The organism is Algiphilus sp. (assembly GCF_965216485.1).
Lineage (GTDB): Bacteria > Pseudomonadota > Gammaproteobacteria > Nevskiales > Nevskiaceae > Algiphilus.
In genome coordinates, this window is the sequence record NZ_OZ244162.1 from 142,335 (window position 1) to 167,052 (window position 24,718).

Consider the following 24,718-nt stretch of genomic DNA (forward strand, 5'->3'; position numbering starts at 1 on the left):
CGAGGTCTTCACGATTTGCTCCTCTCACTTTCCAGCATCGCGGGGCCCCGCAGCAGCGCGTAAACGCCCACCGCGGCCAGCGCCAGCACGAAAATCTCTCCCAGCGTGTCCAGGGCGCGGAAGTCCACCAGGATCACGTTGACCACATTGCGGCCATGCCCATCCGGCACCGAGTGCTCCAGGAACCACGAGGCAATGCTGGGGAACTGGCGGCCACCAATGACCATCCACACCAGCGCCGTCATCAATGCGCCCACCGACACGGCGATGATGAGATCGCGTGCCCGCTCGGCCACGGTCGACAAGCGCCGGAAGCGCGGCATACGGAACAACACAAGCACGAGCAGAATGGTGGTCAGGGTTTCGATCATCACCTGCGTGATTGCCAGGTCTGGCGCGGAATACCAGAGGAAGACCAGCGCCACGCCGAAGCCAAGGGCGCCCAGCGCCAGTACCGCCTTAAGCGCAGTGCGGGTGCGCAGCGCCGCCAAGCCGGCGGCGAGCACAATGGCCGCCATCACGCCGGGAACCCCATAGGCCCCGAATTCGGCGCCGGCCGGGATATTGATGCCGGTGCGCGTCAGCAGGGTGCCGCCGGTCAGCACGAGCAGCACCAACAACAGGGTCATGACGTAGTAGCGCAGATAGCCGCTCTGCAGCAGCCGCGTCTGCAGACTGGCGAAGCCCAGAATACCGTCGAGCAGCCGCCCGTAGCCGGCTTCGGCCCCGAATCGTTCCGGCACCGTCCAGGCGGCGAAGCGCCGCTGCAGAGTCGGCCATCCCAGGTACAGACCGACTGCGATGAGCAGCGAGATGGCGGACATCAGCAAGGCCATATTGAAGCCGTGCCATAGGGCCAGATAGAACTTCCCGTCCTGTCCTGCGGCGGCAGCCGCGGCGGCAAGCACGCCATCGGTCGCCAGCGCCGGGAACAGACCGAAGAGCACACTGCCGACGCCAAGCACCACCGGGCCCGCGAGCATCGACCAGGGCGCCTCGTGCGCCGCTTTCGGGTTGGCGGCACCGTCACCGCTGAAGAACACGCGCAGCACCAGCGTCGCCACCATGGCCGCTACCAAAGCGCCAGCCAGCAACGCCATCAGGCGCACCAGCATGGGGCCATGCTGACCCGCCTCCATCAGCAATTCCTTGCCGATGAATCCGAACAGCGGAGGCAGACCCGCAGCCGAGGCCGCGGCAACGAGAGCGGCGGCCGCAGTGACTGGCATAGTACGGGCCAGCCCGTTGGCGTCTCGAATGTCCTTGGCGCCGGACTCGTGCGTCACGATGCCCGCGACGAGGAATAGAGCACCCTTGTAGAGGGCATGCGCGAGCAGGAAACTCACCGCCGCTCCCGCTTCACCGAGCCCAAGCAGCAAGGTCAGTGTGCCCAGCGCCATGACCGTGGTGTAGGCCAGCACCCGCTTGAGCCCGGAACTGCGGAAAGCCAGAACGGCCCCCAGCAGCATGGTTACGCTGCCCGCCGGCACCAGCCACCAGAACCAGTGCGCATGCTCGCCGAGTACTGGATGCAGTCGCGCCAGCAGATAGACCCCCGCCTTGACCATGGTGGCCGAATGCAGGTACGCGGACACCGGTGTCGGCGCCGCCATGGCATTGGGCAACCAGAAGTGGAAGGGGAACTGTGCACTCTTGGTAAAGCAGCCGATGGCAATCAGACCCAGCGCCAGCCCAGCCCCCGGCGCTGCGTGCAGATCATCGGCGGCGAGGATCACGCTCAGCTCATAGCTACCCGCCAGCTGTGCGAGCACGATGATGCCGGCAAGCATGACCAGCCCCCCGGCCACAGTGACGAACAAGCCCTGGAATGCGGATTTGCGCGCCTTCTCATCCTCATGGTCGTAGCCGATCAACATGAAGGAGGTGACGCTGGTCAGCTCCCAGAAAATGAACATCAACAACAGATTGTCCGACAGCACGAGCCCCAGCATCGCGCCCATGAAGGACATCAGATAGGCGAAGAACCGGGGCGCGCGGGCGTCCTCGGCGAGGTAGGTGGCGGCGAAAGTCACGATGAGCACGCCAATACCAAGCACCAGGATGGCCATCAGCATGGACAGGCCATCGAACAGGAAGGAGGCCGAGACCGAGAGCCCCGGTATCCATGCCAGGGACTGCAGCACGGTCCCGCCTGCCGCCACCTGCCCGCCCCATCCGGACAGCAGCACGCCGAGCATGACCAGCGGCACCAGGGCCAGCAAGCGGCCACCGAGCACGGTACCCAGTCGGCTGAGCAGCGCCGGCGCCGCAATGGCTGCCGCGAAACAGGCGAGCACCGCGACCAGCATGGCGTGGGATGCGATGTCGGAAATCATTCGGGAGTCTGTCCCTTGTCCTTAGTTCTCTGGCCGCCTGGCATCCGTCAGCCAAGGGTAATGCACCTGTACGCCCGGCTCACCTTCCAGGGTGGCCGTAAGCAGACAGTCCGCCACCCGATCGGCCGGCACGGGTCGGTAGCGTGCGAGCGAACCGCGCATCAAGCCACCGACCAACGGCGCACAACGCTGCGCCAGATCCTCGGCCACGCGCGTGTCCTTGCGCGCACCGAGCAACAGCGACGGCTGGACGATTGGCAGAGCGGCAAAGTCCATTGCACGCAGACGCTCTTCGACCTCACCCTTGATCCGCATGTAGTGCGAGCGCGCCCTCGACGACGCCCCCACCGAGCTGACCAGTCCGAAACGCTGCGCCCCGGCCTGTTGGGCGCGCTCAGCGAAGCGCAGTACCAGATCCCGATCGACGGCCGCAAAGGCCGCCTTTGAGCCGGCCTGCTTGTGGGTGGTGCCCAAGCAGCAGAAGGCGACATCGCAGGCCAGGTCCGCGCCCTCGTCCAGCCAGGACCATGGCCGCCACTGCACGCCCGTTTGGGCGGCGCTGGGTGACTGACGGCACAGAGCGTCGATGGTCGCCACCCGTGGATGCGTGCGCAGACGTGCGAGCAGGGCGCTCCCGACAAGGCCCGTGCCGCCGGCAAGCCACACGTGAACCGGCTTTGCTTCGGTCATTCGATCTCCCACAGTGGACAAGTTACCGCGCATTTGGCAGCTTGCAGCGTCGAGTGTAGTCAATTCACAGGAAAGCCATGACCTCCTTCGTGCTGGATTCGCAGTTGCAGCAGGATTGTTTCTGGGTCTCGGATTTCCCGCTCTGCCGCTTGCTGATGATGAATGACGCACGCTTCCGATGGTTCCTCCTGGTCCCCCGCGTACCCGGCGCCCGTGATGCCATTGACCTGAGCGCCTACGACTACCGGCGCCTGTGGGACGAATCCGCCGATCTGTGCCGCGCCATGCGCATTGCCTTCACCCCGCACAAGCTCAATGTGGCGGCCCTCGGCAATCAGGTGGCGCAGCTGCACATCCACCACATCGCGCGCTATCAGGGGGATGCGGCATGGCCGCGGCCGGTGTGGGGCAATGGCGCGCCCGAGCCGATGGATGACCACACCAGCCGGCAGCACAGCAAGGAGCTGGAGTCGGCCCTTCCCATGCGGCTGCGCGCGCGCTAGTCCGCAAAAGCTTTCTACCCAGGCGACAGAATCCGTACACTCACTACGATCACCACACCAATCTAAGGCCACGCACCGCCGAAGGGCGGCCGTGTCAACAGGGGGAGCTCAGACACATGAACTATTTCGTTACCGGCGCCACAGGCTTCATCGGTCGATTTCTGGTCGCACGCATCCTGCAGGACGAGGATGCCGTGGTCCATGTCCTTGCGCGCGAATCCTCGCGCGACAAGGTGGAGAAGCTGAAGCGCGACCTGGGCGAGAGTGCAGCCAAGCGCATCCACGCCGTCTGGGGCGATATCGCGGATGACGGCCTGGTTTCGGCGAGTGCGCGCAAGAAAATCGCCGGGAAGATCGACCACATCTTCCACCTGGCCGCCGTCTATGACATGAACATGGACGACGCCACCGCCGACCGAGTCAATACCGAAGGTACGCGCAATGTGGTCGCCTTTGCGAACAGCCTGGGCGGCGACGTGCGACTGCACCACATGAGCTCGGTGGCGGTTGCGGGCATTCAGTTCGAGGGACAGTTCACCGAGGATATGTTCGACGAGGGACAGCCCCTCGATCACCCTTATTACCGCACCAAGTTCGAATCGGAAAAGCTGGTGCGCGAAGAGTGCCGCGTTCCCTTCCGGGTCTACCGCCCCGGTGCGGTGGTGGGCTCGTCCGAAACCGGCGAGATGGACAAGGTGGACGGGCCCTATTATTTCTTCAAGTCGATCCAGCGGGTGCGCGACAGTGTGCCGCGCTGGCTGCCGCTGGTAGGCATCGACGGTGGCCGCGTGCCCATCGTTCCGGTCGACTATGTCGCCCTGGCCATGCATGCCATCGCCCATCGCAAGGAAGGCGACGGCGAGTGCTTCCACTTGCTGCAGTCGCCGTCTCCCAGCGTGGGCGAACTACTCGGCATTCTGCTCGAAGCCGCACACGGCCCGGAGATCACGCGCACCATCGATGTGGGCCGCTTCGGCACCCTGCCCTCGCCCATTCGACAGGTCACGAATTCGGCCATCCGCGTGGTGCCCTCGCGTGTACTGCGCATGACCTCGCAAACGCTCGGCGTGCCGGTTTCCGTGCTGGGCTATGTCTTCAATCCGGCCATCTTCGACGACCGCAAGGCGCGCGCCGCCCTGCGCGATACCGGCATCAAGTGTCCGGACATCCGCGACTATGCTGAGAAGCTGTTCCAGTACTGGGAGATTCATCTCGACCTCGACGTCAAGGTCCCCGCGAGCCTGCAGCGCCGCATCGGTGGCAAGGTCGTACTGATCACCGGTGCCTCCAGCGGCATCGGCTTCTCCTCCGCGAAAAAGATCGCGGCCGGCGGCGCCAAGGTCATTCTGGTCGCACGCACGCCGGAGAAACTGGAGCAGACCAAGCACATCATCGAGAAGATGGGGGGCGAGGCGCACTGCTACCCAACCGACCTCAACAACCTCGAATCCATCGATGCCATGTCGCAGCAGGTGCTGCATGACTTCGGTCACGTCGACATCCTGATCAACAACGCTGGGCGCTCGATCCGGCGCGCGGTCTTCGAGTCCTTCGACCGCTTCCACGACTTCGAGCGCACGATGCAGCTGAACTACTTTGGCGCCATCCGGCTCATCATGAACCTGCTGCCCGAGATGGCACGTCGCAAGTCCGGCCACATCATCAACATTAGCTCCATCGGCGTACTGGCCAACGCGGCGCGCTTCTCGGCCTACGTTGCCAGCAAGGCGGCACTCGATGCCTATACGCGCTGTCTGTCGGCCGAGGTGCGCTCGCGCAACATCCACACCACCGCCATCTACATGCCGCTGGTGCGCACGCCGATGATCGCCCCCACCAAGATGTACGACTACGTGCCCACCTGGACACCGGAACAGGCTGCCGACACGGTGGTGGACGCCATCCTGAAGCGGCCGAAGTCCATCGCCACGCCGGTGGGCACCGCCGCCGCGCTCAGCTACGCCGTGTGGCCCAAGGTCAACGACTACATCCTCTCGAAGGGCTTCCAGCTCTTCCCCTCCTCCGGCGCCGCCAAGGGCATCAAGGAAGGCGGCAAGCCCACCATCGAACAGGTGGTCTTCGCCAACCTCTTCAAGGGGGAACATTGGTGAGTGCGCTACGACCGAACAGCCAGTGGCTGTTCGCAGCGTAGCGCACGCCTGGGCCAAGGACGGCCCAGGCCAGGTCACTTAACGAGATCAGGAAGATCGAGTTTAGTGACAGCGGCTGTCGATATCGCGCGCTCACAAGGAACGCCAAGGCAAGTCTTTTTTCAGATCGCGCCAGCACATGGATGCGCTGGCGCGGGTCACTTAGTGAGGCAGGGATGCCGAACTTAGTGACTGCGGCTGTCGATGCCTTGCGCCGCCTAAGTGCACCCGCAAGCCGCAGCAGCAAATCACGCTCGGCCACGGACGGCCGAGCGCGGGGCACTTAACGAGATCAGGAAGATCGAGTTTAGTGACAGCGGCGGCCTATGACGCGCGTAACCTAAGGCCAGCTGCAAGCCGCTTGCGCGGCCCACCCTCATCCCAACCCTTCTCCCGCCAGCGGGAGAAGCGCCTCGTTCATGCCGGCCTGCAAACTCGTGCGCAGCGATCGGACACGACGGCGATCGCCGGCAGTGCTCAGATCAAAGCACAAAAAAACGCCCGCCAGATGGCGGGCGTTGTTGACTCCACGAAGCGCGTTGCCTAGGCGGTTTCGGCCAGCCGCTTGCGACGTTGCGCCACGCTGCCGGCCAGCTCGCGCAGAATCGTGACGGTGTCGTCCCAGCCCACGCAGGCGTCGGTCACGGACTTGCCGTACTCCAGTTCGCCGCCGAGGTCCTGGCGGCCTTCCTTGAGGTGGGATTCCACCATCACGCCCATGATGCGGTCGTCGCCATCGGCGATCTGTGCGCCCACATCCTGCGCGACCTGCAGCTGACGCTTGTGGTCTTTCTGGCTGTTGGCGTGCGAGAAGTCGATCATCACCTGCTCTGACAGCCCGGCCTTGGACAGGGCTGCACAGGCGGCGTCGACGCTGGCGGCGTCGTAGTTGGTACCGCTGGTGCCACCACGCAGGATGATGTGCGCATCCGGATTTCCCGTGGTCTCGAAGATGCCGACCTGTCCGTCGCGCGTCATCGACAGGAAGTGGTGCGAGTGCGCAGCCGACATGACGGCATCCACGGCCAGCTTGACGGAGCCGTCGGTGCCGTTCTTGAAGCCCACCGGGCAGGACAGGCCGGAGGCCATCTCACGATGCAGCTGCGACTCGGTGGTGCGCGCACCGATCGCGCCCCAGCTCACCAGGTCCGCGATGTATTGCGGCGTGAGCAGATCGAGATACTCCACGCCCGCCGGTACGCCGGATTCGGTCAGCTGCAGCAGCAACTTGCGTGCGGTCCGGATTCCGGTGTCGATATGGAAGCTATCGTCGAGGGTCGGGTCGTTGATCAGGCCCTTCCAGCCAACCGTGGTGCGCGGCTTCTCGAAATAGACCCGCATCACCACCAGTAGGTCGCGCGACAGCTGCTCACGCAGCGCACGCAGATGTTCGGCGTATTCCAGTGCGGCCTTGGGGTCGTGAATCGAACACGGGCCGACGATCACCAGTAGACGATCGCTCTGGCCTGCGAGGATTTCCTGGATCTCCCGACGCGCGCTCAGCACGGTATCGACCGCAGCCTGCGACATGGGGTGCTCACCCTGCACTTCGGCCGGGGTCGAGACGGGGCGCACACTGCGAATGCGGGTATTTTCGGTAACAGCGGACATGGGGAAGCCTGACGACGCCATCGTCGATCTATGATTCGGGCGCGCGATAGTAGCAGACGCAACTGAGCATTCCGATCACCATCGGCTATCCTTCCTGCTGATCCTGCCTATCCTGCCCTGCTCGCCATGATGCTTCCCCGCGTCTGCAGCCTCATCCTTCTGGGCTGCGCGGCTTCCGTCTCGCATGCCTCCGACTTCTTTCAGGTGCGCAACGAAAACCAGTTCGCACGCGCGGTGCCGTTGCCGGTGCTGCTGCCCGGCGCACCGGAGGCGGGCCAGCTCGACTTCGGCGCCCGCCTGGAGCTGACCAGTGAGTTCGCCAACCTCGCCGCTGATGACGAAGCCCTGCTGGCCGACGGTGAAGTGGTGAAGCTCACTCTGTCGGCCAGCGGCCGATACAGCGACAACAGCCATTGGAGCGTGCGCCTGCCAGTGCTGAATCAGGGTGGCGGCTTCATGGACGACATCATCACTGACTGGCACGACTTCTTCGGACTGCCGCAAGGCGGGCGCGACACGGCGCCCGGCGACCGCTACCGCTTTGCCTACGCACGCGAAGGCACGCTGGTGCTGGATGTCACCGACACGGGCACGCGCCTTGGCGACATGGAGATTGCCTGGCACTACGAACCAACCAGCGGTTGGCTGTTGGGAGCGCAACTGCAGTTGCCGACCGGCGACGAGAAGCAATTGGCCGGCGGCGGCGCCTGGGGCGGTTCCGTCTGGGTCACGCGCAGCGGACAGATTGGTCGTCTCGGTGGCTTCCTCTCCGCCGGCGCCTCTGCCAATGAACGCGGCGACATCCTTCCCGAACAGCAGCACCGCGTCACCCCCTTCGCAGGCGGCGGTGTCAGCCTGCGCGTCTTCGACTGGGCGACCGCCGTCACGCAGATTTATGTGCACCGCGCGCCCTTCAAGGACAGCGAGATCGAAACCCTGGGCCGCGACAGCGTGCAGCTGTCGGTGGGTGCGGTTTTCCGCCCCACCGCCAGCACACGCTTGCACCTGCTCTTCCAGGAGGATCTGGGCGTCTACGCCTCACCCGACTTCAGCATGCAGGCCGCGCTCTACTGGTGAGGCCGGTGCCGCTTCGGCGCGCCAGGTGGCGAGCACGCGGTCGATCTGCCCGCGCGCCTGCGACATCGCCTGCGTAACCGCGTCTTCGCCGCCCGCCGTGCCCTGGGCAGACACCACATCCATCGCGGGGATCCCCATGAAGCCGAACAGCTGGCGCGCCATCGGCGTGAGCAGATCCATGCCCCCGGGCGCTTCTTCATAGGCACCGCCGCTGGTGTAGAGCAGCAAGGCCTTGTGGCTGGTCAGCCAACCCTCGTACCGACCGTCGCGGATGGTCCAGGTGCGATCCTTCTGGATCACCGCATCGAACCAGGCCTTGACGGCCCCCGGCAGCCCGAAGTTGTACATCGGCGTGGCCAGAATGACATGGTCAGCCGCGCGCAGCGCATCCACATAGTGGTCCAGCGGCGCCAGCGCCTGGGCCGCCTCGGCATCCACCGACTGTCCGAGATAGTTGCGCTGGATATAGGCGTCCACGGTGCGCTGGTCCAGGGCCGGTGGCAGAGGTGCCGCCAGATCGCTCACGGTGACCGACGAGGGATCGAGTTGCGACACGGCGTAATCCACCAGTTGCGCCGTGCGCGAGCCAGTACGCGGGGTATAGCGAACGATATGCACCTTCATGACTTCACTCCTACTGAATGGTGCAATGGAGTCTGTGCGAATCGCTCCGCCCCGAAAACCGGAATGTTTAGCGTATAGAATTCAATCAAATTGAACGCTTGAGATGGCCATGCGCCTCAGCCTCGACGCACTGCGTACCCTCGAAACCATCGCCGATGCCGGCAACTTCGCGCGCGCCGCGGAGCGCCTGCATCGGGTGCCATCGGCCCTGACCTACACCGTGCAGAAACTGGAGTCGGACTACGACCTGGTGTTGTTCGAGCGCGTCGGGCGCCGCATGCAGCTCACGGCGGCGGGTCAGGCAGTGGTCGACGAAGCGCGTGCACTGCTACGCCACGCCGAGGCCGCGGAGAACCGCTTTCGGAAACTGGGGGAAGGCTGGGAGGCACGGCTCACCGTCGCGGTGGATGCGATGTTGCGGATCGAATGGCTGTTTCCAATCGTGGCCGCCTTTGATGCCAAGGAGACGCGCACGGCGCTGCGACTGAACGAAGAAACCCTGGGTGGACCGTGGGATGCGCTGATTGAAGGGCGCGCCGATATCGCGGTCGCGGGTGGCGAAGCGCCGGCAGGCTACGGCATCAGCAGCAGCCTGCTGGCCGAAATCACCTGGGATTTCGCCTGCGCCCCGCACCACCCGCTGGCAGACATCGCCGCCGGGGCGTCCCGCCCGCTGACGGCGGCCACCATCCGCCGCTTTCGCGCGGTGGTGGCATCGGACACGGCGCGCAAGCTGGCGGCGCGCACCTCCGGCGTGCAGGAGGGCCAACCGATCCTGGCGGTCTCAGGTGTACTCAACAAGATTCGCGCCCAGGCTGCCGGTCTCGGCGTCGGCTTTGTGCCCCGGCATCTGGCTCAGCCCTGGTTTGACGACGGCCGCCTGTTGCGCATCGCGGTAGAAGTACCGCGGGAGCGCACCCGGTTGCTGGTGGCGTGGCGGAGCGGCGAGCAGGGCCTTGCTCTCAATTGGTTTCGGGACGCGCTGCGCGAGGATGCCGCGCTACGCGCGCATCTGAGCTGCGCGCCGGCCAGTGCAGGCTGAATTCACCAGATGGCCCGCATGGCCCCTGCAAAGAGCACTGCGGCCCCGCCGACTTCGGCAATGATCAGGGCCACCATGAAGCCGTGTACCGCCAAGCCCGACACCGTGCCCGACCCGAGCGTATGCGGGGCACGCAGCTGGTTGTCGGTATCCGCCAACCAGCCGTGCAGTACGTAACTGCCAATCGCCAGCGCAAAGAACAGCACGGATGCAGCCACGGCGACGGTGTTGACCGCATCGGACCAGACCGAGAACCAGGCCAGGGCAGCCAGCACCAGAGACGCGAAGCTGTAGAGCAGACTGGCACGATGCGCAATATCCACGTAGGGGTGCGCCTGTGCCTCGGCGCTGTGTGCAATCTGCCAGTACTTCCACACCCCGGTGAGCAGCCCCACCAGCAGGAAGGCCCCCGCCGCCGTCAGCGCCAAGCGTGTTGCGTCGTCGAGCACGAGGCTCGCCATCGATTGGGTATCCAATTGCTGTCTCCGGTCAATGCGGCACGCATAATGACGCCTTTGACTGCTCAGCACACCGCACGCCATGAACGAATCCGGCGCATTCCAGGCTCTTGATGTCGCACTGCCCGGCTTGACGCAGTACCTCTGGCTCAGCGCCCTGGCCTTGGCGCCATTGGCCCTCGTGCTGCTACTACGCGCGATATTGCCGGGTTATCAGCGACTGCCGGCGCCCGTGGCGTCCGGAATCCCGCTGGCTCTCGGCATCATCGGTGCCACCGTGGCCGCCATCGGTTGTTGGCTGATCAGCGTCAACGGCGTCTGGCGCGACGACAGCACCCTCTACCTGCGAGCCAGCCGCGCCTTTTCGGCCGACATCCCCCTTGCCGAGATTCGCACCAGCGCGGCTCAGCCACTGCAATTCGACAGCCTCGAGGCGGTGGGTCGCATCCGTACCCCGGGCTACGCCGCCGGCTGGTACGAAGACCGTACTGGCCGCAAGGTCTTCGTGCTCTGGGCCGGGCAGACGCTGACGCGCATCCCGACCGAACGCGAATACGATCTGGCTCTTGGCATTGCCAACCCGGATGCGCTGAAGACGGGTGCGGCCAGCCGCTGAGGCTGTGCTAGCGTAGAGAAAAGCGCACAAAAAGAGACGGCATCATGAAGCAACGTGTTTTCCTCGGCGTGTTCCTAGCCGCCGTGTCAGGGGCTGCCCAGGCAGCGGATCTCGGGGTGGGCCTACGCGCTTCTACCCTCGGCCTGGGTGCCGAAGTCTCTATCACGATGCTGGATGGTTTGAATCTGCGCATTCCGGTCAGCGGCTTCAACTACAGCGACGACATCACCGAGGACGACATTCGCTACGACGCCGATCTGGAACTGCTGACGGTTGGGCTGCTCGCGGACTATCACGTCTTTGGTGGCGGCTTCCACATCACCGGCGGCGTCGCCAGCAACGGCAACGAACTCAAGCTGCTGGCCAGCGAAGCCACCGGCAACGAGAGTTTCCAGGTCGGCAATCAGACCTATGTCTCGGACCCCGATGATCCCTTCGAACTCCGCGCGGGTCTGGATTTCAATTCTGTCGCCCCCTACCTCGGCATCGGCTGGGGCAACGCTGCCAGCGGCAAGGGCAATATCTACTTCAAGTTCGAGCTTGGCGCGCTGTTCCAGGGCAGCCCGCAGGCCTCCGCCTCGGCGTCGGGTAGCGCCTGCAACGAGTCGCCCCAGACCTGCTCAGTGACGTCCTTCGACGTCGAAGGCAACGACCCGCGCGCACAGCAGTTCCGCGAAGAACTGGAACGCGAGCGTCGCGCACTCGAGGAGCAGATCGACGAGTTCGATATCTACCCGGTTGTGGGCCTGTCCATCGGCTATCGCTTTCTGCGCTGAGACCGCTCAAAGACAAACCCCGTGCTGACCGCCCTGCTCTGCCTCGCCGCCTTTGCGACCGCGGCGGTCTCTGGGGCTCTGGGTTTGGGCGGTGGCACCTTGCTGATTGCGGTGCTCTTCGCCGCCGGCATGCCGCCCGCCGAAGCCGTTCCCCTCTTCGCATTGGTGCAGCTGGCCGCCAACGGCAGTCGCAGCCTGCGCTATCTGCGAGCTGTGGACGGGCGCGCCTTGCTCTGGTTCAGCGGTATCAGCATTCCTTTGGCCATTCTGTGCGCGCCTTTGGCGGTGTATATTCCGGCGGCTGCCGCTTCCGTCACGCTGGGCGCCTTCATCCTGTGGTCGCTGCTTCCTCGCCCCGCCGGGCGCCGCGCACACTGGCCGCCTTCGGCCGCCTATGCCGCGGCCGGTGCGCTCAACGGGACCGTGGGGATGGTCATCGGTGCCACGGGGCTGATCGTCGGGCGCCTGCTGCTGCAACCCGACTGGCCGCGGCCGCGCATTGTCGGCACGGTGGCCGCCACCCAGGCCATGGGCCATCTGGTCAAGATCCTGGCCTTTGCCTTGAGCGGGGCGATGCTGCTTGACCAGCCGACGCTTGTCTTTGGCATGGTGCTGGCTGCCATTGCCGGCACCCAGCTCGGCACGCGCTGGGGTGATCGCCTATCCGACCGACACTTTCACACGGCCTTTCGGTGGACCCTCGTCCTGCTCGCCGCCCACCTGCTGATCAGCGGCATAATCGCGCTATGGACAACCTACTGAGCGCGGAGCGCGTCGAAGCCATCATCCACGCCGGCCTGCCCGAGGCCGAAGCCATCCGCGTACGGGTGGAGTCGGTCGGCAACGGGCAGGCCAGCATTCGCATCCCCTTTTCGCCGCGCATGCTGCGTCCCGGAGAGCGCGTATCAGGGCCCACGCTGTTTGCGGCCATCGATACCGCCATGTACGCCGTGGTGCTCGCGCACATCGGCGAGAAGCCGATGGCCGTGACTTCCGATATCAATCTTCACTTTCTGCGCGCCTGTGCCCCACGCGACATCATCGCCGAGGCGCGGATTCTCAAGCTTGGCAAGCGCCTGGCCGTGATGAGCGTGTCGGTCGGCGCGGTCGACGAGCCGCCGGCGGTCCACGCCACCGGCAGCTACTCGCTTCCCCCAGACTGATACCGGCTACAGCACTCCCGGCAGCCAGGTCGCAAGGACCGGGACCAGCGCGACCAGCATCAGCACGGCGACCTGAATGCCGATGAAGGGCACCGCGCCCCGGTAGATGTCGGTGGTCGCCAGCGCCGGTGGCGCGACACCGCGCAGATAGAACAGGGCGAAGCCAAAGGGCGGCGTCAGAAAACTGGTCTGCAGGTTGATCGCCATCAGCACGCCCAGCCAGACCGGGTCTAGCCCCATCATCAGCAGCGGCACCGCCACGATCGGGACGACCACGAAGACAATCTCGATGAAATCGAGCACAAATCCCAGAAAGAACATCAGTACCATTACGCTGATGAGCGCACCGACCGCACCACCGGGCAGTGCCTGCAGGGCTGCCTGAATCAGCCCGTCCCCACCATAGGCGTTGAACACCATGGAGAAGGTGGAGGCACCCAGCAGAATCATGAAGACCATCGCTGTGACGACCACCGTCTGCCGTGCCGTGGCGCGCAGCTCCTTGAGACTGAGCCGCCCTTTCATTGCCGCCAGCAGTACTGCACCCGCAGCCCCAATGCCGGCCGCCTCCGTGGCCGTGGCGAAGCCACCGAGAATGGTGCCGAGCACCAGGATGATGAGTGCGACGGGGGGCAGCAGTGCCGTGACCACCGTCATGAGCGATGGCAGCGGCGCATCCGAAGCCATCGCGCCCATATCGCCACGCCGCGCGGCGCGTTGGGCCGCAAATAGGACGTAGCCCACGTAGAACAGGACGAGTACGAGACCGGGGATGAGGGCCCCGGCAAAGAGATCGCCCACCGAGACCGTCTCCACCGACCAGACGCCCGAGCGCAACTGGGCCTGCTGATAAGCGGCGGAAAGCACATCGCCCAGCAGCACCAAGACAATGGATGGTGGAATCACCTGCCCCAGCGTGCCCGAGGCACAGATCGCACCGCTCGCCAGTCGCGGCGACACGCCACGCTCCAGCAGGGTGGGTAATGAAATCAATCCCATTGCGACCACGGTGGCGCCGACAATGCCGGTACTGGCAGCCAGCAGCGCGCCCACCACCACGACGGAGGCCAGCAGACCGCCACGCACGCGCCCGAACAGCGCGCCCATGGTCTGCAGAAGCTGCTCAGCCAGCTTGCTGCGTTCGAGCATGACCCCCATGAACACGAACAAGGGCACCGCCATCAACGTGACGTTGGTCATCGTGCCGTAGGTGCGACTGGCGATATCGAGCAGATCACCCGGCGACAGAGCGCCCAGCGCCATACCGAGACCGGCAAACCAGAGCGCGACCCCGGCCAGGGTGAAGGCCACGGGATACCCCAGCAGCAGCGTCGCACAGACCGCGAAGAACATGAGGATGGCGATCCATTCCATCTAGAGCCCCTCCTCATGATGCGGCGGCGCCAGTGGCTGCTCTTCGACGGCCAGCAACCAGGCGGAGGCCAGCGCCTGCGTCGCCAATTGCAAGGCGGCAAACGGCATCAGCGTCTTGAGCAGATAGACAAAGGGCAGGCCGGAGGTCTCCACCGACCTTTCCCCAATGCGCCATGACTCCATGACATAGGGCGTACTCGCCCACAGCAGGAACAGCGCGAAGGGCAACAGCAGCAACAGGTGCCCCAGGACCTCGATGCGGCGCTGCACATGGGGCGCGAAGCGGGTGCGCAAGACATCCACCCGTACATGCCCGTCCACGACAATGACGCCGGCCGCCGCCAGCAGGAAGATGGCAGCGTGCAGATACTGCGCCGATTCCTGCAGCCAGATGGGTCCGAGGGAGAAGCCGTAGCGCAGCACCACCACGCTGACGAAGATCGCGACCATGGCCACGGCCAGCCAGGCCATGGCGCGCGCGACCCACTGGTTGAAGGCCTGCACGACACGGGCTGCCCGCGTCAGGACACGCACCAGAGGGTGGCTCGACTCGCTCACAGGCTCAGGGCATCGTGATCGACGTGGTAGCGCAGAATGCGCTCATACGGGGACGGTTCCTTGATATGCACGAGGTCGCCATCACGCGGGAAATACCAGTCGTACAAACGCGACAGCCAGAAGCGCAGCGCGGCAGCGCGCAGCACCGCGCCCCAGGCGGTGCGCTCGCCCGCCGAAGGTTCGCGCAGCGCGCAGTAGGCTTCCGTCAGTGCCTGATAGCGCGCGCGGTTGAGTCGGCCGTCCTGCTCGAAGCACCAGTCATTGACCATCACCGCCAGATCGAAGATCAGCGCGTCATTGCAGGCGTAATAGAAGTCGATGATGCCGCTGACCTCCTCCCCCACAAAGAGCACGTTGTCGCGGAACAGATCGGCGTGAATGACGCCGCGCGGCAGCCGCTCCCATCCCACTGAGCTGTCGGCCGCTTGTCCGGCGTCGAGCAGGGCGATGCCGGCATCATCCAGTTGAGGTCGCACCTGGGCGGCTGTTTCCGCGCGCCATTCAGGACCCCGGGTATTGACCGCCTTCAAGGAAAAGGAATGCGCGGCCGCATGCAGCTGGGCCAGCGCCTGACCGGCGGAGTGGCATTGCGCAACATTCGGTGTGAGGGCGCTGGACCCACGCAGGCGCTGCACCAGTGCCGCAGGCTTGCCACAGAGTTCGCGCAGCACGCGACCGTCGTGTCCCTGCAGAGGCCGGGGACAGGGGACACCGCGGTCGGCGCAATGGGCCATCAGACCGAGAAAGAAGGGCAGATCGTCGTAGTCCAGGCGTTCGAACAGGGTCAGAACGAAGCGGCCATCCTCGGTATCGACGAAGTAATTGGTGTTCTCCACCCCTTCGCCGATGCCCTGAAATCCGATCAGGGCGCCCAGGGGGTACTGTTTCAGAAAGCTGGTCAGCGCCTCGTGCGAGACCTTGGTAAAGACCGACATGCGCCGCTTTTCAGGTCATAAAGGCGGGAAAATACACGAAAGCCCGCTCCAGAGGCATTCAGCGACCGACCGTCTCCGGGTCGTCAACCAGCAATCCCACTTCTTCGATGGTGCCGTCCACGCTCAGGTCACGCACGATCAAGGCGAACTCGCCCAGCGGGACGCGGTCGCCCAATTCGATCCGGCCACGCAACCGCTTCTCGAAAACCTGCCGAAGCGTCAGACCTTTGAGATCGGACGGCAGGGCAATGGCAAAGCGCTGCGCGACCGGCTCGACCAGCGCATCGGGTGGCAACGAGTAGTCCCCCAACCATTGCCGCGCGTCCAGGCCATGCGAGGTGGCATAGATACGGTCCAGCAGCCGGATATGATGCTCGGCACAGAACATGTACACCGTATCGCCGGGCTGCAGCGCCCCCGCCTGATGCGGACGCAGGCTGTGTCCGTCGCGAATCACCAATGACGGCCGCGCCCAGCGCGGAATGCGAGCGCCGGTGATGGCCGGGCTGGTCGCCAACAACCGGTAACCGACCAGCTCATGCTCGGCGCGCCCAGGCAATTCCAGCTCGATGCGGTCGATCATTGCGCTTTGTTCGGACAGCAGCACACGCGAGGCGCGTGCCGCGGCCTTGACCGTCCAGCCCTGCAGAAGCAGCGAGAACACGACCACCAGCACCACGACATTGAACAGCAGCTGTCCGCCCTCGATACCCGCCTGCATGGGCATGATCGCGAGCAGAATGCTGACGGCCCCGCGCAAACCTACCCACGACACGAACAGGGTCTCGTTCCGACTGAAACCCTGGAACGGCAGACAGGCGGCGACCGCCAGCGGACGCGCCACGAACATGAGTACCAGCGCCAGTGCGAGGGCCGGCCAGAACACGGTGATGAGATTCTCGGGCACGGCCAGCAGGCCGAGCGTGACGAACATCAGGATCTGCGCCAGCCAGGTCAGCACCGCCTGGAAGCGACGCATCGAGTACTTTGCCTTCAACGGCCGGTTACCCGCGACCAATCCGGCCAGATAGACCGCGAGAAAACCGCTGCCACCCATCCACGCCGTGGCCGAGAACAGCAGCAAGGTCATGCCCAGCACCGCCACCGGGTACAGCGCCGTCTCGATGTCGAGCATATTCACCGCGCGCACGATGAGCAGCCCGCCGAGCAACCCCATCAGCGCACCGATGCCGAACTGCTCGATGAGCGTCAGCAGCAACTGCGTGCCGGCGCTGCGGTCACCGTCCATTACCGCCAGGACGGCAATCACCATGAAGATCGCAATGGGATCGTTGGTGCCGGATTCGATTTCGATGGTGGAGCGCACCCGCTCCTGGATGCGCACCCCACCCGATCGCAACTGGAAGAAGACCGCCGCTGCATCGGTTGAGGACAGGCAGGCTCCGAGCAGCAGCGCCAGCGGCCAGTCGATCGGCAACAACCAGTAGGCGCAGACGGCGAACAGCCCTGCGGTAATGACCGTGCCGACGGTGGCCAGCGTCAGCGCCGGTGCGGCCGCCTTGCGATAGGCTCTCCATGGCGTTGCGAAGCCACTATCAAAGAGCACCACGGCCAGGCCCAGGCTGCACAGCCAAAACGACAAGCCGGCATCATCGAAGGCTAGGCCACCCAGCTCCTCGGCGCCCGCCACCAGGCCAATGGTCAGAAAGACCAGCAGCAGCGGTGCCCCGATGCGAAAGGACAGGACACTGCTGAAGATGCTCAGTACGAGCAGCGAACTGACAATCAATACCGTCAGAAGGACCGGATCTGCCACCCACCCCTCCGTTCAAGGCGCACCACGGGCACCGGTTGAGAAGGCGGCGGTCCGTCGTCCGTTGCGCTGCTGACTAGCGCCGCCAGAAATAGGGCGTCAACAATACCAGCAAGGGGAAGATCTCCAATCGCCCGAGCAACATGGCGAAGATGCCCACCCAGAGGCCGAATTCAGGCACGACACCGAAGTTGTTCGCCACATCGCCCAAGCCCGGACCGAGGTTGTTGAGTGTCGCGGCCACGGCCGAAAAGGCCGTCACCACATCCAGCCCGGATGCCATCATCAGGAAGAAGATGATGAGGTAGAAGCCCATGTAGACCGAAAAGAAGCCCCAGACCGCCTGCACCACGCGGTCGGGCACCTTGCGGTGACCGATCTTGATGGGCAACTCGGCGTTCGGGTGGATCATGCGCACCACCTCGCGAATGCCCTGCTTGAACAGCAGCACGATACGTACCACCTTGATGCCTCCGGTGGTCGAAGCCGCGCAGCCGCCCGCAAAGCTGCCGAACAGCAGCAGCGGCGCCAATAGCGACGGCCACGCGTTGTAGTCCGCCGTGGTGAAACCGGAGGTAGTGCCGATCGAGACCACCTGGAACAGCGCCTGGCGGAAGGCCTGCAGCCCACTGCCGTAGGTCCCGAAGATCCAGAGCACGACGGTAATCAGCACCACACCCGCCCCCAGAATGCCGATAAAGGTGCGGAACTCGGCGTCGCGCCAATAGGCCAGCGGGTGCTTTTCGCGCAGCATGGCGAAGTGCAGACCGAAATTGATGCTGCTGGCGATCATGAAGGCAATGCAGATCAATTCGATGGTGTGGCTTTCATAGAAGCCGATGCTGCGGTCATGGGTGGAGAATCCCCCGGTCGCCACCGTGGAGAAGGCATGACCCACAGCGTCGAAGGGCGTCATCCCGGCCAGGTAATAGGCCACGCCGCAGGCGATGGTCAGCGTCAGATAGATCTGCCAGAGCACGCGCGCGGTTTCCTTGATACGCGGCGTCAGCTTGTTGTCCTTGATCGGGCCCGGCACCTCGGCGCGGTAGATCTGCATGCCGCCCACACCCAGCAAGGGCAGGATGGCCACCGCCAGGACGATGATCCCCATGCCGCCGAGCCACTGCATCTGCTGGCGGTAATACAACACCGCGTGCGGCAGGCTATCCAGGCCGGTAATCACCGTTGCGCCGGTAGTGGTCAGCCCCGACACGGCTTCGAACACCGCCTGCGCAATGCCCAGGCGCGGGGTCAAGGCGATGTACAACGGGATGGCGGCGAACAGGCTGAGCACGGTCCAGAACAACACGACTACCAGAAAGCCCTCGCGAATCTTCAGCTCGCGCCGGTGACGATGCACCGGCAGCCAGAGCAGCGCACCGAACAGCAGGGTGATCAGGAAGCCCCAGACGAAGGCCAGCGCCACGCCCTCGCGATAGAAGCCATCGACCAGAATCGGCGGCAGCATCGTGCTGGAGAAGGCCATCAGCAACAAGCCCACCACGCGCTGGACCGTGGCATAGCGATGCTGCACCTGCGGCAGACGCATCAGAGGAAGGTAGGCGGCACGTTGAACAGCTCCTCCACCGCGCGCGTGTGCTTGCGATCCACGATGAAGAGCACGACATGATCCCCGCCTTCGATGACCACATCGCGATGGGCAATGATCACCTCGTTGCCGCGCACCACGGCGCCAATGGTGGTGCCCGGCGGCAGGTCGATCTCGTCGAGACGGCGTCCGACCACGCGCGAGTTGTCGCGGTCTCCGTGCGCCACCGCCTCGATGGCTTCGGCCGCGCCACGACGCAGACTGTGCACGCGCGCCACATCGCCCCGGCGGACGTGGGCAAGCACGGCCGACACTGTGGCCTGCTGCGGCGAGATCGCGATATCGATGATGCCGCCCTCGACCAGATCGATGTAGGACAGCCGATTGATCAGCGACAAGGCCTTGTGTGCCCCCAGACGCTTGGCCAGCATGGCCGACAAGATGTTGGCCTCGTCGTCGTTGGTGATCGCGCAGAAAACATCCATATCCTCGATGTTCTCTTCGGTCAGCATGTCCTCGTCGGCTGCATCACCGCAGAGCACGATGGCGCGATCGAGGCGCTCCGACAGCATGCGCGCGCGGGCGCGGTCGCGTTCGATGATCTTGACCTGCGCGTGGCCTTCCATCGCCTGCGCCAGCTTGAGCCCGATGTTGCCGCCACCCGCCAGCATGATGCGGCGCACTGGGCGGTCCACCCGGCGCAGTTCGGCCATGATCTTGGGTGCGACGGTCACGTCCGAGATGAAGAAGACCTCGTCCTCGGCCTCGATGATGGTGTCGCCTTCCGGCAACAGCGGGCGCCCGCGGCGATAGATGGCCGCCACGCGCGCATCGATGCCAGGCAGATGCTCGGGCAATTGCTTCAACTGCCGGCCGACCAGCGGCCCACCGTAATAGGCGCGCAGGCCGATGAGGCGCACCCGCCCCTCGGCGAAGTCGACCACCTGCAGCGCGCCCGGATACTCGATCAATCGCCGGATGGAATCAGTGACGAGCTGCGCCGGCGAGATGTGCATCTCCATCGGGAAGCCACCGTGGCTGAACAGGTCGTCGCCCTTGCGCAGGTACTCGTCGGCGCGCACGCGGGCGATCTTGGTCGGGGTGTTGAACAGATTGGCGGCGATACGGCAGGCCACCATGTTCACCTCGTCCGACTCGGTCACCGCGATCAGCATATCGGCGTCGTTGCCACCGGCGTCGCGCAAAACCTGCGGGAATGAGGCATGACCATGCACGATGCGCAGATCAAGACGATCGCGCAACTCATTGAGCAACGCGTCGTCGGTATCGACGACGGTGACGTCGTTTTGCTCGCCTGCCAGATTGTCAGCCAGGGATGCCCCGACCTGGCCTGCACCGAGAATGATGATTTTCAATGCGATGAAGGATCGCTGTGCACCCGCGCATGATACGCCGCACGGTCGGGGTCGGCTGGCGCGCTGCAGCGCAGCGTGCGGCATGCCAGACGCCGCCGCCTTTCGCGGGCCTTCGTGGCACGCGCTAGCATGCCCACATGCACCTGCTCGACCGCCCCGATGCCGCTGTCTTGAAGGCCTATCTGGCGCAATGGCTGGACATGGCGCCGGTGCAACTTGAGCCGCTGCTGCCCTACTTTCGTGGCTGCCGTTTCGATGCCGGGGATCACCTCTTCCAGCTTGGAGACCCGGTGGACGATCTGGTGCTGCTGACCCATGGACTGGTGCGCTGCTACTACGTCCACGGCAGCCGGGAAATCAATCTGCGCCTGCTGAGCGCGCCGGCGGCCGCCTTGCCGTACCAGAGCTACCTGGATCAGAAAGCCGCCGAAGAGGCGCTGCAGGCGCTGTCCGGCGGCGGTGGATACTGGGTCCGATTTCGCGCGTTCTGTCGCGACCACCCGGGCCTGCTCGCCGAAACCATGCGTCGCGAACTGGCCGAGCGCCATTTCCGGGCGCTGCAGCGGCGTGTTCGCATGCTGCAGTCGCGCACGGCTGCAGAGCGCTACGCCTTCTATCGGCGCCACATGGAGCCGGAAATCGTCGCGGGTGTTCCGGCCTATCACGTCGCCTCCTATCTGGGTATCGCGCCGGAGTCCCTCAGCCGCATCAAGGCGGCACTTGAGAAATGTTAAGGACAGAGCGCGCGGGCTGAGGAAAGCTAGCACGCGTTCCCCGCACTGGTATCCGTGACTCCGCCATGCCTGCCTCCCTGATCGTCAGTAGCCTGCTGGTCGTCCTCGGCGTCATTCATCTGCTGCCTGCCGCAGGGGCGTGGTCCCCGGCGCGCCTGCAGCAGCTGTACGGCATCGCGCCGGATGCGCCCACGCTGGTGCTCCTGCTCCAGCACCGCGCGCTGCTCTTTGCGCTGCTGGGCGCCTTCCTGGTGTACGCCGCCTTTCGTCCGAGCCTGCAACCCCTGGCATTCCTGGCAGCGCTGGTGTCCATGGCGGGCTTTCTCTGGATGGCAGGCACCGGTCCGCATGAGCCCGCCATCCTTCGCGTGATGCGCGTGGACATCGTAGGACTGGGATTGCTGGCCATCGCGGTAGCGACCTACGCCCTGGCGGCGCGCGCACCCCACCACTGAAGCACGAGGCGCCGCCATGCTCAAGATGAAATCCACTTGCCAGCAGTGCGCCCAGGCACTGGGTTGGCAGGACCCCGCCCGGATCTGCTCCTTCGAGTGCACCTTCTGCCCGGAATGCGCGCAGGCCCTGCACGACCGCTGCCCGAATTGCGCGGGCGAGCTCGTGCCGCGTCCACGCCGGACGCGGCGGCCGACCGCGGTTGCCGTCAGCCTGCTGCGCCGGCGCTTGGGCTTCGGACGCGCATCGCGCGATCATTCCGCTCCGACTTCAGACGGCTAGGGCCTTCCGTATGTCCCATCCCACCGATAGCACAGCACCCGGCGCGGACCCCGTTGTTCGCCATGCCCCCGGACCACCACCGACCCTGGGACGCCTGCTGCTGCTGCCTGCGCTGGGCGTACCGGCCCGCTACTACGATCCCCTTGCCGAGCAACTAACCGCCGCGGGTCTGGAGACGCACACACTGGAGCTGCGCGGCACGGGCGACAGCCCCATGCGCGCCGGGCGCCATTGCGACTTCGGCTTTCGCGAAATGCTCGATGAGGACATCCCCGCGGCCCTGCGCCCGCTGCATGCCAAAGGCGATGGTCTGCCGGTGTGGCTCGCCGGCCACAGCCTCGGCGGTCACCTCGCGGCCATCAGTGCCGGTCGCCTCGCCCCTGCCGTCGATGGACTCGCCCTGCTCGCCTGCGGACTGCCATGGCGTGATGCCTTCGACGCACGCGCGCGCCGCCGCATTGATCTCCTCCGTGCGCTGATCCCGCTGTGCAACTGGTTGCTGGGTTACTTCCCCGGCGACCGCGTCGGATTCGGCGGGCGACAGTCAAGACGGCTGATGCGGGAATGGGGTCAGATGGCCCGCAGCGGCCGCTATCAGGCCGAAGGCATCGACGAGGATATGGAAGCGGGCGTGGCGCGCTACGCGGGGCCCGTGCTCAGCCTGCGCCTGAGCGATGACGCCTTTGCTCCCGCCGAAGCCTGTCACGCCGTCACCGACAAGCTCTCGTCGGCTCGCTGCCAGGAGGTGGTCTTGGATGCGGCCACCCTGGGCACGCGCGCGGACCATTACCGATGGGCCCGAGAGCCCCAAGCCGTCGTCGAAACGATCACAACCTGGTGCCGGCAACATCACACGTAGCAAGGGGGTGGCACCAACCGAACCGCGCGGGAATCACTGTCTCAGGCGCCCTGCTGCCCCTTGATCAGGCGGGGCGCAGCCGGTACGGCCATCGGGGCTTTCGAGCCTTCGGGCTCGTGGCCGGATTCGCCCGCCACCACCACGCGGTTGCGACCACCGCGCTTGGCCGCGTAGAGCGCCCCGTCGGCCGCCGCCAGCAGTTCCGACTGCGTCGTGCCATGGGTGGGGAAGGCCGACATGCCGATGGAAATGGTGATGCCCGGCTCGCCCTCGTAGGGGGGCGGCAGCGTGATGGTCTGGATCGCGGCACGCAATGCCTCGGCGCGCTCGGCGGCGGCCTTGGCCGTTGTCTCGAACATCGCGATGACGAATTCCTCACCGCCGTAACGGCAAGTCACGTCGCCGCCGCGTCGCTGCTCGCGCAGCATGTCGGCCACCCGCTTGATGACCCAGTCCCCAAGGGCATGGCCATGCTGGTCATTGAAGGACTTGAAGTGATCGATGTCGACCATGAGCAGGGCGAAGCTGCTGCCGTCACGCTCGGCGCGCGCCATTTCCCGGGTCAGGGTCTCCTCCAGATAGCGCCGATTGAACAAGCCACTCAGAGGATCGCGCACCGACTGCCGACTGAGCGTCTCGCGCAGACGGATATTGGCCAGATTGACACTGACGCGGTCGGCGAATTCGTTGAGCAGCGCTTCCGCCGCCTCGCCGCTCGGACAGTCGGCGTTGCGGTCGTCGGCGTCGGGAACGTACAGCGTCATGAAGCCGAGCAGCTCCCCCTGTGCACTCATGGGGATGCACCACGATTGTCCGCTATGCATGTCTGCATCGATATGGCGGCAGCGGATGGCGTTCTCATCCTCCAGATGCAGCACGGCCCGACGCCCCTGGCGCAGGGCCCAGCAGTCCTCCATGCCAATGACGCCGCCCCCCATGTGGGCGGAGCCCCAATCACTGACGCGCTCCAGGTAGTTGCGCGACGCATTAATCAGATAGAGCGCACCCGATGCCGACGGGAACAGGCTCTGCGCAGAGCTGCGCACGGGCAAACGCGTCTCGCCCAGCGTCAGGCAGGACTGCATCACGATCTCGAGCCGGCTGAGTTCCTCGCTCTCGCGCCGACGACGATCCAGCGCCACATTGCGCTCCGCGAGTTCGTTCAGCGCCTGCTGGAGCCGCGCGTTGGCTTCGCGCATCTGCTCCTTCATCGCCGCCTGCTCGCTCAGAAAGTTCGAGGCTTGCGGCAGCAGCGGCCACAGCATCAAGGCCGTGGCAATGGACACGGCCGCGGTCATGACCATCAGCGCCACTTCCATCCGGTACAGCGGTATCCAGATATTGACGATACCGATCACGTGCGTCAGCGCGCAGAAGAAGATGAAAGCACTGAACAGCAGGAAGACACCGCGGTAGCGGATGTTGGGCTGCCGGCGCAGGAAGAACAGCAAGGCCACCGGAATCGAGAAATAGGCCAGCGCCACCAACCCTTCAGACACCACCATCGACCACAGCAGCCCAGGCTGCCAGGTATAGCAGTAGCCGTGCGGCATGAAGCCGTCGGTATTGAAGAGGGAAGCCAGGCTGTTCAAGAGATCGTGCGCCATCCCTCGCGTGGTGGACATGCTTCCGGCACAGCGCGAGGCCTTGCCGGGCGGAGCCCGATGACATCGCACGTGTCATCGCGCCTTGTTCCACATGCTGCGCCCTTCATGACGCGCCGCGACATTGTCCTGCGTTAAGCGGTGGGCATGCCGCGACGAGCGGCACGCGGGCGC

Annotated in this window: 24 protein-coding genes; 12 read left to right on the forward strand and 12 right to left on the reverse strand. The window is 65.1% G+C overall.

Annotated features, from left to right (window positions below):
- Window positions 1–8: 8 nt before the first annotated feature.
- Both mbhE and ACOOFO_RS00655 read right to left on the reverse strand, forming a co-directional pair.
- On the reverse strand, window positions 9–2,309 hold the full coding sequence (gene mbhE / locus ACOOFO_RS00650) for a hydrogen gas-evolving membrane-bound hydrogenase subunit E (protein ID WP_420429817.1): 2,301 nt from the start codon (window positions 2,307–2,309) through the stop codon (window positions 9–11).
- 48 nt (window positions 2,310–2,357) lie between these two features.
- Window positions 2,358–3,026, reverse strand: coding sequence for an NAD-dependent epimerase/dehydratase family protein (locus ACOOFO_RS00655; RefSeq protein ID WP_420427737.1), 669 nt, complete (start codon window positions 3,024–3,026; stop codon window positions 2,358–2,360).
- 77 nt (window positions 3,027–3,103) lie between these two features.
- Here ACOOFO_RS00655 and ACOOFO_RS00660 point away from each other — a divergent pair, with 77 nt between their 5' ends.
- Both ACOOFO_RS00660 and ACOOFO_RS00665 read left to right on the forward strand, forming a co-directional pair.
- Window positions 3,104–3,529, forward strand: a complete 426-nt coding sequence (locus ACOOFO_RS00660) for an HIT domain-containing protein (RefSeq protein ID WP_420427738.1) — start codon at window positions 3,104–3,106, stop codon at window positions 3,527–3,529.
- 116 nt (window positions 3,530–3,645) lie between these two features.
- Window positions 3,646–5,640, forward strand: a complete 1,995-nt coding sequence (locus ACOOFO_RS00665) for an SDR family oxidoreductase (RefSeq protein ID WP_420427739.1) — start codon at window positions 3,646–3,648, stop codon at window positions 5,638–5,640.
- Between the two features lie 582 nt (window positions 5,641–6,222).
- Here the strand turns inward: ACOOFO_RS00665 and ACOOFO_RS00670 are convergent.
- Window positions 6,223–7,290, reverse strand: coding sequence for a 3-deoxy-7-phosphoheptulonate synthase (locus ACOOFO_RS00670; protein ID WP_420427740.1), 1,068 nt, complete (start codon window positions 7,288–7,290; stop codon window positions 6,223–6,225).
- Between the two features lie 126 nt (window positions 7,291–7,416).
- Here ACOOFO_RS00670 and ACOOFO_RS00675 point away from each other — a divergent pair, with 126 nt between their 5' ends.
- Window positions 7,417–8,367, forward strand: coding sequence for a DUF3187 family protein (locus ACOOFO_RS00675; RefSeq protein WP_420427741.1), 951 nt, complete (start codon window positions 7,417–7,419; stop codon window positions 8,365–8,367).
- Here ACOOFO_RS00675 and ACOOFO_RS00680 read toward each other — a convergent pair.
- Window positions 8,329–8,991 carry an FMN-dependent NADH-azoreductase gene (locus ACOOFO_RS00680; RefSeq protein ID WP_420427742.1) on the reverse strand — a complete coding sequence of 221 codons (663 nt, stop codon included), beginning with the start codon at window positions 8,989–8,991 and terminating at the stop codon, window positions 8,329–8,331. The genes ACOOFO_RS00675 and ACOOFO_RS00680 overlap by 39 nt on opposite strands.
- A 109-nt stretch (window positions 8,992–9,100) precedes the next feature.
- Here ACOOFO_RS00680 and ACOOFO_RS00685 point away from each other — a divergent pair, with 109 nt between their 5' ends.
- Complete coding sequence (locus tag ACOOFO_RS00685; protein ID WP_420427743.1) at window positions 9,101–10,033, forward strand: LysR family transcriptional regulator; 933 nt, start codon at window positions 9,101–9,103, stop codon at window positions 10,031–10,033.
- Window positions 10,034–10,035: 2 nt separating this feature from the next.
- Here ACOOFO_RS00685 and ACOOFO_RS00690 read toward each other — a convergent pair whose 3' ends face one another.
- On the reverse strand, window positions 10,036–10,509 hold the full coding sequence (locus tag ACOOFO_RS00690) for a hypothetical protein (RefSeq protein ID WP_420427744.1): 474 nt from the start codon (window positions 10,507–10,509) through the stop codon (window positions 10,036–10,038).
- A 64-nt stretch (window positions 10,510–10,573) separates the two neighbouring features.
- Here ACOOFO_RS00690 and ACOOFO_RS00695 point away from each other — a divergent pair, with 64 nt between their 5' ends.
- From ACOOFO_RS00695 to ACOOFO_RS00710, 4 genes are read left to right on the forward strand one after another with little or no spacing between them, the layout of a single operon-like run.
- Complete coding sequence (locus ACOOFO_RS00695) at window positions 10,574–11,107, forward strand: hypothetical protein (RefSeq protein ID WP_420427745.1); 534 nt, start codon at window positions 10,574–10,576, stop codon at window positions 11,105–11,107.
- 44 nt (window positions 11,108–11,151) lie between these two features.
- Window positions 11,152–11,883, forward strand: a complete 732-nt coding sequence (locus ACOOFO_RS00700) for a hypothetical protein (protein ID WP_420427746.1) — start codon at window positions 11,152–11,154, stop codon at window positions 11,881–11,883.
- 21 nt (window positions 11,884–11,904) lie between these two features.
- Complete coding sequence (locus ACOOFO_RS00705) at window positions 11,905–12,645, forward strand: sulfite exporter TauE/SafE family protein (RefSeq protein WP_420427747.1); 741 nt, start codon at window positions 11,905–11,907, stop codon at window positions 12,643–12,645.
- Window positions 12,630–13,046, forward strand: a complete 417-nt coding sequence (locus ACOOFO_RS00710) for a PaaI family thioesterase (RefSeq protein WP_420427748.1) — start codon at window positions 12,630–12,632, stop codon at window positions 13,044–13,046. The genes ACOOFO_RS00705 and ACOOFO_RS00710 overlap by 16 nt, the downstream gene beginning before the upstream one ends.
- Window positions 13,047–13,052: 6 nt before the next feature.
- Here ACOOFO_RS00710 and ACOOFO_RS00715 read toward each other — a convergent pair whose 3' ends face one another.
- The 6 genes from ACOOFO_RS00715 to trkA all read right to left on the reverse strand — a co-directional run bounded on the left by ACOOFO_RS00715 (window position 13,053) and on the right by trkA (window position 20,612).
- Complete coding sequence (locus tag ACOOFO_RS00715) at window positions 13,053–14,420, reverse strand: TRAP transporter large permease (protein WP_420427749.1); 1,368 nt, start codon at window positions 14,418–14,420, stop codon at window positions 13,053–13,055.
- Window positions 14,421–14,978: a TRAP transporter small permease subunit gene (locus ACOOFO_RS00720; RefSeq protein WP_420427750.1), complete on the reverse strand. Its 558-nt coding sequence runs from the start codon at window positions 14,976–14,978 to the stop codon at window positions 14,421–14,423.
- On the reverse strand, window positions 14,975–15,913 hold the full coding sequence (locus ACOOFO_RS00725; protein WP_420427751.1) for a homoserine kinase: 939 nt from the start codon (window positions 15,911–15,913) through the stop codon (window positions 14,975–14,977). The genes ACOOFO_RS00720 and ACOOFO_RS00725 overlap by 4 nt, the downstream gene beginning before the upstream one ends.
- A 58-nt stretch (window positions 15,914–15,971) precedes the next feature.
- Window positions 15,972–17,690 carry a potassium/proton antiporter gene (locus tag ACOOFO_RS00730; RefSeq protein WP_420427752.1) on the reverse strand — a complete coding sequence of 573 codons (1,719 nt, stop codon included), beginning with the start codon at window positions 17,688–17,690 and terminating at the stop codon, window positions 15,972–15,974.
- A gap of 73 nt (window positions 17,691–17,763) precedes the next feature.
- Window positions 17,764–19,236: a TrkH family potassium uptake protein gene (locus tag ACOOFO_RS00735; RefSeq protein WP_420427753.1), complete on the reverse strand. Its 1,473-nt coding sequence runs from the start codon at window positions 19,234–19,236 to the stop codon at window positions 17,764–17,766.
- Window positions 19,236–20,612 (reverse strand): Trk system potassium transporter TrkA, encoded by a 1,377-nt coding sequence (gene trkA, locus ACOOFO_RS00740; RefSeq protein ID WP_420427754.1) that lies wholly within the window; start codon window positions 20,610–20,612, stop codon window positions 19,236–19,238. The genes ACOOFO_RS00735 and trkA overlap by 1 nt, the downstream gene beginning before the upstream one ends.
- 137 nt (window positions 20,613–20,749) lie before the next feature.
- On the opposite strand from trkA, the gene ACOOFO_RS00745 reads away from it, so the two are divergent.
- The 4 genes from ACOOFO_RS00745 (at window position 20,750) to ACOOFO_RS00760 (ending at window position 22,940) form a co-directional block, all read left to right on the forward strand.
- Complete coding sequence (locus tag ACOOFO_RS00745; protein WP_420427755.1) at window positions 20,750–21,346, forward strand: Crp/Fnr family transcriptional regulator; 597 nt, start codon at window positions 20,750–20,752, stop codon at window positions 21,344–21,346.
- Between the two features lie 65 nt (window positions 21,347–21,411).
- Window positions 21,412–21,801 carry a phosphopantetheine adenylyltransferase gene (locus ACOOFO_RS00750; protein WP_420427756.1) on the forward strand — a complete coding sequence of 130 codons (390 nt, stop codon included), beginning with the start codon at window positions 21,412–21,414 and terminating at the stop codon, window positions 21,799–21,801.
- A gap of 25 nt (window positions 21,802–21,826) precedes the next feature.
- Window positions 21,827–22,081: a DUF1272 domain-containing protein gene (locus ACOOFO_RS00755; protein ID WP_420429819.1), complete on the forward strand. Its 255-nt coding sequence runs from the start codon at window positions 21,827–21,829 to the stop codon at window positions 22,079–22,081.
- 10 nt (window positions 22,082–22,091) lie between these two features.
- Window positions 22,092–22,940 carry an alpha/beta fold hydrolase gene (locus tag ACOOFO_RS00760; RefSeq protein WP_420427757.1) on the forward strand — a complete coding sequence of 283 codons (849 nt, stop codon included), beginning with the start codon at window positions 22,092–22,094 and terminating at the stop codon, window positions 22,938–22,940.
- A 41-nt stretch (window positions 22,941–22,981) separates the two neighbouring features.
- Here ACOOFO_RS00760 and ACOOFO_RS00765 read toward each other — a convergent pair whose 3' ends face one another.
- A complete protein-coding gene (locus ACOOFO_RS00765) occupies window positions 22,982–24,565 on the reverse strand; it encodes a diguanylate cyclase (RefSeq protein ID WP_420427758.1) in 1,584 nt (527 codons plus the stop codon).
- Between the last annotated feature and the right edge of the window lie 153 nt (window positions 24,566–24,718).

Bases quoted from the DNA above. Each gene is read 5' to 3' on its own strand.
- ACOOFO_RS00655 (WP_420427737.1), bottom strand. From the start codon at position 3,026: ATGACCGAAGCAAAGCCGGTTCACGTGTGGCTTGCCGGCGGCACGGGC.
- ACOOFO_RS00675 (WP_420427741.1), top strand. From the start codon at position 7,417: ATGATGCTTCCCCGCGTCTGCAGCCTCATCCTTCTGGGCTGCGCGGCT.
- ACOOFO_RS00765 (WP_420427758.1), bottom strand. From the start codon at position 24,565: ATGTCCACCACGCGAGGGATGGCGCACGATCTCTTGAACAGCCTGGCT.
- ACOOFO_RS00725 (WP_420427751.1), bottom strand. From the start codon at position 15,913: ATGTCGGTCTTTACCAAGGTCTCGCACGAGGCGCTGACCAGCTTTCTG.
- ACOOFO_RS00760 (WP_420427757.1), top strand. From the start codon at position 22,092: ATGTCCCATCCCACCGATAGCACAGCACCCGGCGCGGACCCCGTTGTT.
- ACOOFO_RS00660 (WP_420427738.1), top strand. From the start codon at position 3,104: ATGACCTCCTTCGTGCTGGATTCGCAGTTGCAGCAGGATTGTTTCTGG.
- ACOOFO_RS00670 (WP_420427740.1), bottom strand. From the start codon at position 7,290: ATGTCCGCTGTTACCGAAAATACCCGCATTCGCAGTGTGCGCCCCGTC.
- ACOOFO_RS00685 (WP_420427743.1), top strand. From the start codon at position 9,101: ATGCGCCTCAGCCTCGACGCACTGCGTACCCTCGAAACCATCGCCGAT.
- ACOOFO_RS00665 (WP_420427739.1), top strand. From the start codon at position 3,646: ATGAACTATTTCGTTACCGGCGCCACAGGCTTCATCGGTCGATTTCTG.
- ACOOFO_RS00745 (WP_420427755.1), top strand. From the start codon at position 20,750: ATGCACCTGCTCGACCGCCCCGATGCCGCTGTCTTGAAGGCCTATCTG.
- mbhE (WP_420429817.1), bottom strand. From the start codon at position 2,309: ATGCTGGTCGCGGTGCTCGCCTGTTTCGCGGCAGCCATTGCGGCGCCG.
- ACOOFO_RS00735 (WP_420427753.1), bottom strand. From the start codon at position 19,236: ATGCGTCTGCCGCAGGTGCAGCATCGCTATGCCACGGTCCAGCGCGTG.
- ACOOFO_RS00750 (WP_420427756.1), top strand. From the start codon at position 21,412: ATGCCTGCCTCCCTGATCGTCAGTAGCCTGCTGGTCGTCCTCGGCGTC.
- ACOOFO_RS00680 (WP_420427742.1), bottom strand. From the start codon at position 8,991: ATGAAGGTGCATATCGTTCGCTATACCCCGCGTACTGGCTCGCGCACG.
- ACOOFO_RS00700 (WP_420427746.1), top strand. From the start codon at position 11,152: ATGAAGCAACGTGTTTTCCTCGGCGTGTTCCTAGCCGCCGTGTCAGGG.
- ACOOFO_RS00755 (WP_420429819.1), top strand. From the start codon at position 21,827: ATGAAATCCACTTGCCAGCAGTGCGCCCAGGCACTGGGTTGGCAGGAC.
- ACOOFO_RS00695 (WP_420427745.1), top strand. From the start codon at position 10,574: ATGAACGAATCCGGCGCATTCCAGGCTCTTGATGTCGCACTGCCCGGC.
- ACOOFO_RS00710 (WP_420427748.1), top strand. From the start codon at position 12,630: ATGGACAACCTACTGAGCGCGGAGCGCGTCGAAGCCATCATCCACGCC.
- ACOOFO_RS00715 (WP_420427749.1), bottom strand. From the start codon at position 14,420: ATGGAATGGATCGCCATCCTCATGTTCTTCGCGGTCTGTGCGACGCTG.